Here is a 13,134-nt window from a genome sequence, read left to right on the forward strand (position 1 = left end):
ACCCGTCCTTTAAAAGTCGAAGTCGCTGGTAAATGAGCGCCGCATCAAGTACCGGAGCGACTTGTATTCTTTGTAATGTGAAGTCCCGGTGTGTTTTTCCTCCAGCCGAAGAATAACCTCCTGGCCATTGGCCTCATCGGCCTTGCGGGTCAGCACAAAGCGCACCTGTAGCTCCCGCTCCCGTGGATTGTCCGAGTGGAGATCAAAGATCAGGTCGTGCCTGTCGGAGATCAGCTCGCCTGCCTCGGTGTAGATGCCCGCTCGCAGCACACGTGGCTGTATCTTGTCCGTCACCGGTCCGGCCTGGTACAGGGTCACCGCCAGTTGTCCGGAGGTGATCACCGAGCTGGCTCCGCGCAGAATGTCCACCTCGACGGCGGTAACATCGCTCTGGCGCTTCTTGTTGATTTTTAGCACCGGGATTACCACCTCCTGCAACGACGCGCCGCCATGCACAAAGCGGCTGCCGGAGCCCTTCAGGCGCAGACGGTTAATCGATTTGGGGGTCTGTACCGCCACCTCACCGGTAAGTCCCAGTTGTTCAGACGAAAAGCTGTGCAGACTGGGCGACTCAGCAAGCCCCTTGCCGAGCACGAAACGCCTGTCACGGTACAGAATCACCTCACCCTTAACCTCATCACTGGCAAAATCGCTCTCGTCCAGCGGTCTATGCTGGTAGATGAAACCATGATCGGCGGTGACCAGAATATTGTTCGCATTCGCCGCGGTCAGTTTCTTCACCAGCCTGACGATATCGCCCAGCGTTTCTTCTACTGCCTCAAACGCTTGTCCCTCGGAATGCATCTTGTCGCCGGTATGGTCGATTCGGTTGTGATAGATGTAGAGCACATCATTATTTTTCAATAACTCTCTGCTGCCATCGCGATCCAGCTGCATAAAGTCTTCAGCCGTGATCGCTTCACCTCTGTCATGCAAGGCTGCACGTAAAATCTTGGTCCGGTTGGTCGTTCCCAGAGAGCTTTGCCCATCCACTAGCACGGTGCCGGTTTCATTGTCGGCAATCGCCAATGCCTTGTTGGGCAGAAGCGCCGCCATGCCAAGTTGGGTGTAGCTGGGTAGCATCGAAAGCATCGGTTCTAATTCGGCTTTGTAGCGGTCTTCCTGGCGGATCAGGCCCAGCAGTTCATCGCCGATCTCAAAGCGCATGGCATCGGAGATGATAACGCAGACCTTGTTGTCCTTGCGCAGGTATGGCCGGACCCAGTGCTCGAAAAACGCCTTCTGCTGGCGCACTGGAAAGGCTTCCCACTTCGATGCTGAATCCACGAAGCTCTGGAAACGGTCGCCCAGCTTCAGAAGGTAGTTGTTGGAGTAGAGGTTTTCGATCTGCTCGGTCAGGCTGCCCATCAGCGACGTCTGTCCCGACATACGTACATGGTAGGTGAACTTGCGGTAGAGCTGATCGAGCTGATACCAAAAGCGGCTGTAGCGCTGCACACCGTCAGCTAAGCTGTCCATATCGAGCTTGGCCTCGCCCAGAGCGTGGGTGAACCGGGCGGCGTAATCGATCGCCTCGTACATATGCCGGTATTCGCGATACCAGTGGCCTTGCCGCCGCTGGCGAACCCAGATCGCCACATCACCGCTGGAGGCCGTGCGAGCTGCCACCGCCCGCACCAGGTCGCTGATGATCTTCTGGTCGATCAGGTGGAAATAATCCAACTCGATCAACTCGCGGAAATCCCGTTTGGCCAAATCCTGCTCAATCCCGAGCACCTCGGCGCACTCCCCCGAGAGGATCTCAAAGCCCTCTTCGAACTGGCGGCTGTCCTTCCAGCGCTTGAGGAATACCAGGGCATCGCCGGTCAGTTTCACCCGGCCGTCAGTACCCCCTCCACCCACGGTCATCGCGTAGCAGGACTTAAACAGCTCAATGGCAAAATCACGGATGCCCGGCTCGTCGGACTTGTAGCCATAGCAGCGGGTCATCTGCTCCCAGAGGAAATCGTCCAGGCTGCAGCGGCCGACCAGCTTGATCTTTTCATCCCGGCCGTCTGCCAGCTCCTGCAGCAGGTTTTCTACCACCGCGTCCATACGCGGTTCGCTGCCGGTGCATACCGCCAGCATCTTCAGGCGAATCTGTCCGGCACTATCGTCAGGCTTAAGCTGCTTTTTGAGGGCATCCTTACGCTTGGCCGCCAGGAAAAACTCTGCGTGGGCCTGCACCACGTCTGTGAACTCTAGGCCAAGCTCAAGTTCGGACAGCCAGATGGCTACCTGGTCGGTGCGGAACTCGCCGTGGGCCAGCTGCACATCCAGTAGCCAGTTATCCAGATCGGCAGGCTGAGGGCCTTCACGGTAGAGCAGGAATTTCTGTTCCGGTTGCTCACGGAGCAGTTTGTATTTGATGCCGTATTCGTTGTTAGCAAGCGTAAGCTTCTCGACGCCCGGTAGCTGCAGCGCCTCGAAGTCACCACGCAACTCCTGCTTGGCGTCGTACCAAAAGACGATCCTGTGCCGGTCGAAGAGCTTCACCAGCGCACGCTCAATCTGACTAATCATGCCAAAACATCCTCAACCACTTCCTCATCCTGATCTTCAGGCTCCGGCTCAGCCGGGATAGACTGCGAAATATACACACGACTTTTCAGCCGTTCTTTAAGCGCGGCCCTGCGCGCGGCAAAAAATTCCGGAAAAGCCTCAAAGCCCAGATCGACACCCTCTACCAGCAGGTTTGCAGCTGTCAGATGAACAGAAGAGTCCTCAAGCCACTCCTTCAGTGGCCGATCAGACTTACTCAGGTTCTGGGAGTCATTCAGCAGATGAAGATTGGCAATAGTGTTCCAATGGCTGGAATCCGCATAAAACTCCATTAGCTCAGAATTATTGAGAAGGGCATCAACTTTAGCCAAACGCTTCTTGTCAAAGTGACTACGTGGGTGCAAGTGATCAATATGAAATACTTCCGTTGCATTCATTTCCGGGAACAACAAATGCAGCAGTGCACGGCAGCGCCCTTCGCCATGCTCAATATTCAGCACGCTCTCCATGTATTCATCATCAAACCGCAAATCCTTGTTGGTTGCCGTGTATCGCTCCACCACCTGCTGCAATGGGAAGTACTGCTCGTCCATATGCTGATCCAACACATCACGCATCGATTTCAGGATGGTATCTGCTTGCCCACCAAATACCCCTTTAAGCAGCGCCATATAAAACCAGCGACTGATCAGGTCTCGCTGCTCATTATGCTTGGAAAGATTGTTTATGCTCTTGAAGAGAGATCCATTGCCAACCTGCTTTTTGTACAGGTAGTAACAAATCGGGATCACCGCATTTTTGGATGTCAGCGATTGGGAGTTAATGCCCATGCGGCGGATCAGCCGCAGTGTTTCCAGTATGCAGTCACGTATTTCAGACCATGCGTCCTGGATCTGGCGAACCTGCTCGGCACTGAAATTTTTCACTTTAAACCGCACGTCCGCACCGATAAGCACCAGGCAGGCTTTGAGCACCCAGTCGCGATCCATGTAGAAACCAATATCGGCGCTTTGATGAATCTGACGAATCAGCCCATCCACATCCTGACGGAAGTCACCATCCCAGTTTGCTACCGCAATCGACATCAACAGATCAGAAAAGTCCAGCTTGGTACCACCACTGTTGGTGCGGATAAACACATCCAGCACGTGGTCTATTTCCTGACTGCTCTCATTGAAGTAATGAACAATACGCTGCGAACGGATGACGTCATACAACTGACCCAAGGTGTCAGCAGCAAACTCATTCGCCTGCAAGTTATGGGCTTCCAGGTAAGGCTTGGTCACCTTGTTCCAGATATGGTTGCCACCATCAACCTGCGGCATCTTGAGGATGTCATGCAGGCAAAACCAGTGATGCTTACTATCCGATGCCGCCAAGGCGCTCTTGTACTGGGCGTCGGTCAGAAATTTAAAGTTGTAATGCATCAGTGATTCGTTGTCTTGCGAGTCGACAGCCTGTGCCAAGTCGAGGTACAACTTGCGTGGCGGCAGCAGCTTGTCATCCCGAGTTGTCGGCCACCACACCCGTGGTTGCTTGTAAGCATAAGTGCCACATAAGCCAATATACAATGAGGTAAGGCGCTGCTGGCCGTCGATGATGGCCTTGAAGTTTTTATAACTGGCAGTGGTCGGCTTATGCGGATTCTCCTCACTGAAGCGCTGGCAGTAGCACTTCAGGAACTCATAAAACTTGTAGTCGTTCTTGATTTCAGCGCTGTTCACCTCCCACATCATGAAGGAGTTAATCGGATATCCCCGCATGATGGAATCGAACAGCACACAGATCTGGTGACTGCTCCAGACAAACTTGCGCTGAATGGCGGGCAACAGATAGTCCCCACCATTAATGGCCGCAATCGCCTCCTGGATAGTAATCGCCTTTTCGTATTCGCCAGCCATGCTCAGTCCTCTTTCGCATCCAGGCCGACTATCTTCTTCAAGGCCGCGCCGAGTTTGGGGTAGTTGACCTTGACGCCGTCGTCGAGGTTGATCTCCACCTGCGCGGTGGCCAGCGGGTACAGCACCTCGCGCTCGTAGTCCTCCATCTCGGCGATCATCTTGGTGATCTTCTCGATCTCCTTCAGGGCCTTGGTCTTCTCGCCCTGGCTGCTGCTGGCGCTGATGCTGACCGCCTCCAGATGATTCTTGTGCGAGGTGAGTTTGGTGCGGAACTCACGCAGATAGTCGTTGAGCACCACGCTGACGGTATCTGGGCGGTAACGGTGCAGGTAGATCAGTGCGTTGAAGCTCCCCTTGGGGCTACTGAACAGCCAGTAGATAGGGCGCTTCTTGTAGCGCTTTACATGGTCGGTGTAGAACTCGCCGAGGAAGTAGTCGCGAATGCCGTAGTTACGCTTGCCCTTGATATTCAGCCCCTGCTCGACGAACCGAAGGTTGTCCTCGTAGTGCTCCTCGCCAAAAGCCACGCGCAGGAATTTGCGGAAGCGCTCGGCTATGTCGTCGGTGAACCAGTCGCCATCGAGCATGGGGATGACGTTGTCGCCATCGGCCGGGAAGCTCGGCTCAGGAACCCGCTTCAGGTAGTCCTCGATGGTCTCACCCTGGTTGGCTAGGATCAGCCCCGGCTTGTCCAGCGCATAGCGGCCAAACATGCAACCCACGGCGTAAGAAACCAGCTCGCGTAGAGTATCAGCCAGCAACAACGCCTCCAGCTCGTCCTCGCTCTTGTCGCCACCGTAGCGGTAGTGCGGGTTGCAGGTCAGGGTGATTTCGTTGAGCGGCACTTCGGGTGTCAACTCATCCTGCAGTCCATAAGCCTCAATAAAAATACGGTTGTTTTCTTCTTCCAACCGCTTCATCTCCAACGTCATCTCCCGCCAGTGAGAGCGGAGCGTCTGGTAGGTGGCATTTAGGGTTGGCTGGCGGAAACCGAAATCTAACAACGGTAGCCCAATGAAGTTCCAAGAAATTTCATAAGCGTCCCAATCTGCTTTTGAGACATTAACAATTGAATGCAAGTGATCCGTTGACAGCTCAGCAAACGGTAGTCGAGCAATATTTCCTTGCTCATAATTCATTGTTTCTGAGAATGCTGATAGAAAAAATGTCGCAATCTTAGAGTTAAGAAGTCCCAAAATAGGAAGGGGTGTAGCATTTTCTTTAAGAGTGAAAGCCTTCATGCCAGCATCACTAAAAATAGATCCTTGCGGTGAAAATCTGGCACTAAAAGAACCACTTGTAATCTTTCCCCACGTGATGCCGGGTTGGAAATATCTACTGGGGTTTTTTGCTACAAAGTCAGGGTTTCCTTTTAAGTATGGATATTTACGAATTATGTTGTCCCGTATTTCCTTTCCATCATACTGCCAGTTAACAACTGCAAAATTGTTCCCAAACCATCGCCGATAATCCCCGCCTTTATCCATTGGAAACCATTTCTTCCCTGATGCAGCCGCTGCCTTACAATCAGATATTTCAAAGCCACACTGTTCAAAGCTAACCTCATGCCAGTCACGGACAAATCTACCATTGTCCGTGGTAGACAAACCTTGGCACGCCACGGCCTTATCTGAAAAACTTGGAAACTTATCGAAACAACTTTTTGCCGCATCACTAAGCCAATAGGATATGGGCATTGATGGAAGCTTCTTAAAGTCTTCTGAAGATACTTTCGAAAGACGTTCGTTATTTACCGGGAAAGAATACGGAACGCCCGCCTCATCCGTTTCGAAATATCGAACGCATGAAAAATGTCCTTTAAACTGTGAGTCAGGCGAATTCTTAATAACAAATGCAGCAGTTCCGAAATTTATCCCCATGCTCGTACCACCTTTTCCAAGGTAAGGCATATGTACAAATGACAAAAAAGTCGTGTCATTAAGGAGGTTTTCCCGAAGAGATCTATATGTATCCAAAAACATCCAGCTTTCCATTGTTACCATCGACGAGAACCCATTTCGATGAATCATTGAAAATGCTCTGGAAATGAACAAAGCGAAGGTATCAGATCGACCTTTCCCCCAACAATCAGGGAATTGCATTTTACTCCAAGCTTTTAACCGTTCATTCATTCCACCACTGCCCATATACGGAGGGTTGGCAATCACCACATGGTATTTGGGGCTTAAGAACTCGGCCTGATGCAGGGCTTGCAACACCTTGTCATGGGTGGCTCTTAGGAACAACTGGCCCGAAACATCCTTGGCCTGCAGTGCTTGCATCATGCCCGCCACATCGGCGAGTTCTGGCCGGATCAAGGAGCCAAAGTTGTCGGCTTCTTCGAACTGACGCAACGTGGTTTGCAGCGGAGCGGTAAACAGATCGCGCCCGACAAAGTCCATATACTCTTCGATTTCCCCTTCCTCGAAGTGGACATTCACCAGCACGCAGATATTGGGCTTGACGGTTTTGTTAAAGAAGCGCCGCTGCTTGGCGCGCGCCTTCATGGTCAGGGCAAAGGCGGCCAACTCCCCGGCGCGTTCGTCGATTTCGATGCCGTACAGGTTATGGGTGAGGATCATCGAAGGGATGTCGGCTGGCTCATATCCTTCCTCCTCATAGATGGCGTAGAGCAGGTCAAAGGCATAGGTGAGCATGTGGCCGGAGCCGCAGGCTGGGTCGCAGATCTTGATCTCCTCCGGCTTGCTGATGCGCAGAAAGTCGGTCTCCGCCTGTTCTGGCTTGATGTAGTAGTCCATCTTCTCAACCAGCTTCGAGCCGGGACGGTTGAGCAGCCACAGGCGGCCGAGAGAGTTCTCCACCAGATAGCGGACAATCCAGTGCGGGGTGAACAGCTGGGTGGCGGCGGGAATGTTCTCGGGGGTGATCTTCTTGTTCTTCTTCAGGCCGTCGAACACCTCGTCCTTCTTCTCGGAGATGTAGAACTGGTAGAGCCAGCCGATTACCTCGACATCTTCGCAGGCATCCGGCGTCATCGCCTCACGGGTATAGGCGAGGATGGAGTTGCCCGAGAGCAGATCGTCGGGCATCAGCAGTTCGGTGTAGTCGTCGATGCGCTGGAACAGGAACGGCATGGCCTTGTTCCAGTAGTTGCAGGCCGCCACCACAAGTAGGCGGTAGGCCTCCCCCTGCGGGTCGCGGCTAGGCGCACGGCCATCGAGCAGGGCGAAGATCTGCTGGCGTGTCTTTTCCGGAACCATCTCGTCGTCGATATGACCCATCTTAGCCTCGGCCAGGATCTCAGGCTGGAACTGACCGGGGTCGGCTGGAGAGACAATACTGACCCGGTTGTAGCGGTTCACATCCATGAAGCGCAGGGCGCAGAAGCGGTTAAACCAGATGTAAGCCACCCGGTCGATAACCTGGTCTTTGCCTTGGTCTTTGATCGCTTCTTCAAGCTTTCTCACTGCAGCCGCATGTTCACGGCGTGCTGCGCTTTCTGCATCCAGCACTAGCGTGAACTTGGCGAAAACCTGTTCCATCAGAGCTCGCCTAGCATGTTGCGCGAATCGTTTTAATTTTTGTGTTTCCATCTCTTTAGGCTCCTCCGGTTGCAGCTGCTAAGCGGGTGACCGGCCATTTGGGGAAATTTTCATTCCATGTCTGGATATTAAAAACTTGGCAATTCTGAACTGGGTGTCTTTGCCAACGAGGCGAACCTTTGCCCACCGGCGATAACTTCTTGGCGATTTCATCTGATAAATTTGGCAATACCTCACCCTCAAGGGTGACCAAGCTGAGGTAATAAACGTCTTTTGAAAGCCGGCCTTCGGCCCAGCGATAGAAAAAACTGTCAATAAATTTTGAAGCAAATGTCGAGCTTAACGTTCCGTTGTTGAGCTCTTCCATGAACTTTTGAAGTCCCTTTTCCTGGGCTTTGGGATTACCCGGGTCTTTCACTTCAACAAACAGAATGGCCCTATCAAGCTCGACGATAAAATCCACACGATGCATTTCGCCAATACCGTGATAGTTGGGCTGATCGGACCTCATTTGATCGAATACGAGTGTGTCAATCGCATCGGTGAAGTCGATTTCGATGTCGCGTTCTCTGAGTTTCGTGTTAATTCTTGCGCTCATTTGCCCAAGCTACCCATTTTTTTAGTTACCTGCGCTTTGGTTATTTCGTTAAATGTGTCGGCAATAGCATTAGGGGTGATTGCACGGTAATCGTCGACGCTATCTACTTGGATATGGCCTTTCTCATCACGAAAGAGCACGTGGAAACGCACGTGGTCTTCTTTACCTTGATCCATCAGCAGATCAAACCACTTGAGCAGCGCATAGTCGTGGGTTGCCAGAATGATTTGTTGGCCATTGCGCGCCAGCTCCAGCAGGATCTCCACCAACAGCCTCATCAGCTTGGGATTCAAGTTAGTTTCAGGTTCATCCCAAAACAAAGGCCCACTGGTGCCGGGTTGAATAGCGCCCGTTTCTAGAAGGCGTGCGAGCATGCCCGCCTTGCGAAATCCTTCTGCCATGGCATTCGAGGAATACTCAGCATGTGTTGTACGGAAGGTAACCTTGCCGCCGCCATAGAAAATAAATTTCCCGCCACATACTTGTTCAATCTGCTCCATCGCCCATTTCGACTTTTCGTGCAGATTTTCGGTGCGGATCTCCGGCAGATCGAGCAATAGGCAAACATCTTGATATGACTGATCAAAGGACAGTCCGTATTTTTCATACAGGCTGTTGAACCCCTTCATGAATGAGAGGACTTCTTTGGTCGGGATGAATACCGCCTCAGCCAGATACTGCTCGTAGTTGGCTCGTTCCTGGATAGCCAGTGCCTTGGAGTTGTTGAAGAAGGTTGCGGCGATTTTCTGCCCCCCAGCGAACGTCGCCGCCAAATAGGCCTGATCGGTCGCGCCCTGGCGATGCATCTTGCCAAGTTTTTCGTCCAGAGGCATGTGGAGACGCAGCAGCTTAGCGGTCAGCGCCATTTCGAGCTCATCGTCGCCGATATCAGGTTTGTTCTTAAACAGGGGCGCACCGGTGCAAAGCCCATAGGCCGCTTTAAGCAGATGGCTTTTGCCAGTCCCGTTTTCACCAATAATCACATTGATTTTGGCGGAAAAGTCGATAGACAGGTCGTTGAAGAGGGTGAAGTTCTTCAGCGTCAGGTTGGTAATCATATCTGAACCCTTTTCCCTTTACGGATTTCATCCAACAGTGCCTTGCGCATGGACTCCAGGTAGTGCATTACGTCGGCCTCATCAGCCAACCAGGCTTTGTCGTAACTTGCCCGCACCTGGCGGACATTGACGTATTCGACCTTAGGTTTCGGTGGAGGCGGCGGAGTATCGTCATCTTGGTCGTCTGATGGCACTGCTGGGGTGGGCGCTGGTCGCGGGGTGGCAAGATCGACCATCCGAGAGAGGAGCTTTTGGTAACCCTGCTCTTCAAAGCATCTTAACCGGTCGTTGATAACGGCAATCAAGCGCTGTTGGTTGATATCGGCGATCAAATCCCCATAGGGCTGGTCCAGCTCGGCTTGTCGCGCTTGTGGGAGCTTCTGATATTCCTCCATACTCTGCATACGGGTCTGCATAGTGTGCAGAGTGTCTATGGCATGTGAGCGCGTTTGCTGTACAGCTTGATCTATTTTCGCCGCCAGCGAATCGACTAGTGCCTTGACCTGCTGAATACGGTTGCCTGTAAAGCAACGCTGATCTTTCAGCTTATCGGTTATCTCCGCTACCTCATCTCCTGGCACGTAGGTAAAGTTAGCTTCTTGGGCCTGCACAAACTGACGCGCGTGGTCAAAGATCGCTTTCTGTGGGCCGCTCATGAATTTGCGGATGGGGTCGATGGTGTCGTCCTTCATATCCAGCAACCCATCTTCCTGCCGGCCAAGTTCAGTCAGGTACCAAGTGTAGGGTTTCCCCACCTGCTCTTTGAGCTTCTCTATCACTGGCATCAACGCATTGAGAAAAGGATATTGGGCGAGCTGTGCAATCAACGGGTTAAGCTGATGGATCAAGTCCTGAAAAGCTGTGCCCACCTCTTTGCCGAGGGCCTTGGCTTCGCTGGCTGCTGGCGGAGCATCAAAGAACTCTTCATAGAACGCTTTCAGGGCTCGTACCTGAGACTGGGTAAATTCGACTTGGGGTTCCAGCACCACATTGCTATGACCATGAGTATTACGTAGCGCCCGTTCCAGCGCATCCTCTTCCAGCAAGTTGCCGTCGGTACGGACTTCAACCTTACCGCGAGCGCAGAGGTTGGCCAGGGTACAAAGCACGGCCGCGTAGTACCAGCCATAGGGTTTGCGCTCGAATTTTTCCAGCAGGCTCTTCAGTGTGGTACGCACCCCTCCTCGATTGTTGCTCTGAATAAACGCCAACAGCTCCTGTTCGGACTCGGCCAGAGAGGTAGCGTCGTTACCGAACAACCCTTCCTGTGAGGCTTTAAGACATTGAGCAATATCGTTCTCGGTATAGGTGATGCCGCGCAGCATGCGAAGGTTCGGATAGGCACGGGAGATGAGTTCGTGGAATCCACGCAGCACCCGGGTTTGCGCATCTTCTGAACCAATTTCGATGTCAGCACCCGCCACAAACAACTTTGCCTTTCCCATCAGGATTTGAACGCGCTGCTGCAATTCGGCATACCGTTCCCGGTTCTGGAAGCCCTTGTCGGTCAGGATGCGCTTCACCGCCTCATGTTGGGTGATCGACATATTCTGTCGAATGTATTTCTCCGTCCGCTTGTACATGAGGAGATCACGCATCAACCGCTCATCTGTCGGTAGAACCATGAACAACTCGTCAGATTTATAGGTTGAGCTTGTGCGCAGCATTTGCTCGTTTTCTGCATGCTCATGGAATGAGCTGATGACATGGATAGCTAGCTCGTATTCTCGCCCATGTAGTCGATCATCGAGCTTCCTGGAAAACGGGTAGTCCTGCCCCCCTGTTTTATTGTCAGAAGCGTCGTAACGGATCTTTCGATGTTTGATGACGTAGTCGAACACGATCTTCTCAAGTTCGGCGGCAACGTCTGACGATTCTACCTCGGTGTTCTTGATCTCCTGCTCGACGTCTTTTTCCTCGTCGGTCAGGTATTCGTAAAGCTCGCCATTGCGCTGCACATAGGTCTGCAGCTCGAGAAGACTGAGAGCTTCTTCAATCCGTTTGCGAAGAGCGGGCAGGTCCTGATTAAAGCTGTCCAGCATCAGGACGCAGAGGTTACGGACGGTTGGTTTGAACTCCTTAACGTACTTAACCAAGAACAACGTCTTGAGCAGTTTGACGGCAAAAAGATTGTCGAGATGGCTCTCCGCCTGAATAACCGCTTTCTGGATCTGTGATTTCAGCGCGGTACGAATACCTTCGAACATCAGATCGAAGGTCGCTAATTGGCCAATTTCGTGGTCACCAATCTGGATCGCGACCTGTTGGAATACGCCCAACATCGAGCGCTCGCCCACTGAGCGGTGCTTACCTTCAAAGGCGTTATGCTGCGAAAGATTTTGAATGGCCGACTGGAAAAGTGCGAACTGGTACGGAATGAATGGATAGCTGTGGATGAAGTGATCCCGATTCTGATAGTTCCGGTAAGTTTGCGAGCCGTCGGCAAAGTCGAACAGGGTCTTAAAATTGTTGGACTGTGCGTGATAAATGTCCGAGAGCAGGCCAATGCCTTCTTCGGTTTTCATAAGCAGACGCTTCTGGATAACCTCTGCCACGTCGGCGCTGGTCAGTTTCATGCGGTTGGCAAACCGCGCCTGGATCTTCGAGAAGTCGTTGCCTTGCTGCTTGCCCATCTCGCCGACAACCGCGCCCATGTCCTCCTGGGCGGTCACGATGACCCATGCACGGCCCCGGCACTTGGTGGCCATGCTCTCGGCGATAGTCTGGAGGTTGGTCATCAGCTTAACATTGTCAGCAATGTACTGGCCGACCTCATCAACAAAGAAGTTCAGACGGAAATCAGGCAATTGCCGCTCGATATACGCATTCACCTGTTCGGCAAAATCTTCGATTGAGACACGGTATTGGCTACGGTATTTATCGAGTATCCCCATGGCGGATACCTCGTCACCACCATTTACCTGGGCATACGCTTTAGCAATATTTTTTGCCTCGAGTAACGCCTGTTCACGTCCCCGTTGCCACGTTCTGCCCGCAATGGATTCATAGGCCGATTTGAACTGGTCATAGAGACCACGGCTGTCGAGGTCACGCTCAAATTGGGCAATGTGTCCGTGTTTGCCGTAATAACCGCACATCTCGTCAAAGACCTTGACGAAGACCGCGAGGAGCGCATCGATCTGGGTCTTGCTAATGACATCCGCTTTCTGGTCGATGTTGAACAGAATGCTTTTCGATGGAATGGCAACAGCTCGCTTAAGATCACCGCGAAGGATTTCGTTGTCGCCACACTTGGGCAGAAACAGATCAAGAGCCGAGGCACCGTCGATCTGACGGTTTTCGAGCAAGAGCGCCAGCATCTTCAACAGGTGGGACTTACCTGACCCGAAGAAACCGGACACCCAAACGCCATTGGCACCTTGATAGTTGTTGTAGGCATCGAGAAAGGACTCAAGCCGCTTCTCGACTTCGTTGGTCAGAACGTATTCTTCAATCTCGAGGCGAAGGCTGGCTTCATCGTCAGCTTTGATGACTCCTTCAATCGGGCGGTCAACTGGCTTGTTAAAAATTGTCTTAAGAGTCATCACGCTTCCCTCGTATCTCATTATTAA

At 52.4% G+C, this 13,134-nt stretch carries 6 protein-coding genes; all 6 read right to left on the bottom strand.

All coding sequences use genetic code 11. The features are described 5' to 3' along the window. Positions 1–9: 9 nt before the first annotated feature. From pglZ to brxC, 6 genes are read right to left on the bottom strand one after another with little or no spacing between them, the layout of a single operon-like run. On the bottom strand, positions 10–2,523 hold the full coding sequence (gene pglZ / locus C2U40_RS16555; protein WP_102989247.1) for a BREX-1 system phosphatase PglZ type A: 2,514 nt from the start codon (positions 2,521–2,523) through the stop codon (positions 10–12). Further along, a complete protein-coding gene (locus C2U40_RS16560) occupies positions 2,520–4,403 on the bottom strand; it encodes a DUF262 domain-containing protein (protein WP_102989249.1) in 1,884 nt (627 codons plus the stop codon). Before C2U40_RS16560 ends, pglZ begins: the two co-directional genes overlap by 4 nt. 2 nt (positions 4,404–4,405) lie before the next feature. Continuing rightward, positions 4,406–7,957 (bottom strand): BREX-1 system adenine-specific DNA-methyltransferase PglX, encoded by a 3,552-nt coding sequence (gene pglX / locus C2U40_RS16565; RefSeq protein WP_102989251.1) that lies wholly within the window; start codon positions 7,955–7,957, stop codon positions 4,406–4,408. Positions 7,958–7,961: 4 nt separating this feature from the next. Beyond that, on the bottom strand, positions 7,962–8,504 hold the full coding sequence (locus tag C2U40_RS16570) for a hypothetical protein (protein ID WP_102989253.1): 543 nt from the start codon (positions 8,502–8,504) through the stop codon (positions 7,962–7,964). Further along, complete coding sequence (locus C2U40_RS16575) at positions 8,501–9,562, bottom strand: AAA family ATPase (RefSeq protein WP_102989255.1); 1,062 nt, start codon at positions 9,560–9,562, stop codon at positions 8,501–8,503. The genes C2U40_RS16570 and C2U40_RS16575 overlap by 4 nt, the downstream gene beginning before the upstream one ends. After that, complete coding sequence (gene brxC, locus C2U40_RS16580; protein ID WP_181014924.1) at positions 9,559–13,107, bottom strand: BREX system P-loop protein BrxC; 3,549 nt, start codon at positions 13,105–13,107, stop codon at positions 9,559–9,561. The genes C2U40_RS16575 and brxC overlap by 4 nt, the downstream gene beginning before the upstream one ends. Positions 13,108–13,134 lie beyond the last annotated feature (27 nt).

This window comes from Aeromonas sp. ASNIH4 (assembly GCF_002934425.1).
GTDB classification, from domain to species: Bacteria; Pseudomonadota; Gammaproteobacteria; order Enterobacterales; family Aeromonadaceae; genus Aeromonas; species Aeromonas hydrophila.

Coding starts and splice junctions, on each gene's coding strand:
- pglZ (WP_102989247.1), bottom strand. CDS start 2,523: ATGATTAGTCAGATTGAGCGTGCGCTGGTGAAGCTCTTCGACCGGCAC.
- C2U40_RS16560 (WP_102989249.1), bottom strand. CDS start 4,403: ATGGCTGGCGAATACGAAAAGGCGATTACTATCCAGGAGGCGATTGCG.
- pglX (WP_102989251.1), bottom strand. CDS start 7,957: ATGGAAACACAAAAATTAAAACGATTCGCGCAACATGCTAGGCGAGCT.
- C2U40_RS16570 (WP_102989253.1), bottom strand. CDS start 8,504: ATGAGCGCAAGAATTAACACGAAACTCAGAGAACGCGACATCGAAATC.
- C2U40_RS16575 (WP_102989255.1), bottom strand. CDS start 9,562: ATGATTACCAACCTGACGCTGAAGAACTTCACCCTCTTCAACGACCTG.
- brxC (WP_181014924.1), bottom strand. CDS start 13,107: ATGACTCTTAAGACAATTTTTAACAAGCCAGTTGACCGCCCGATTGAA.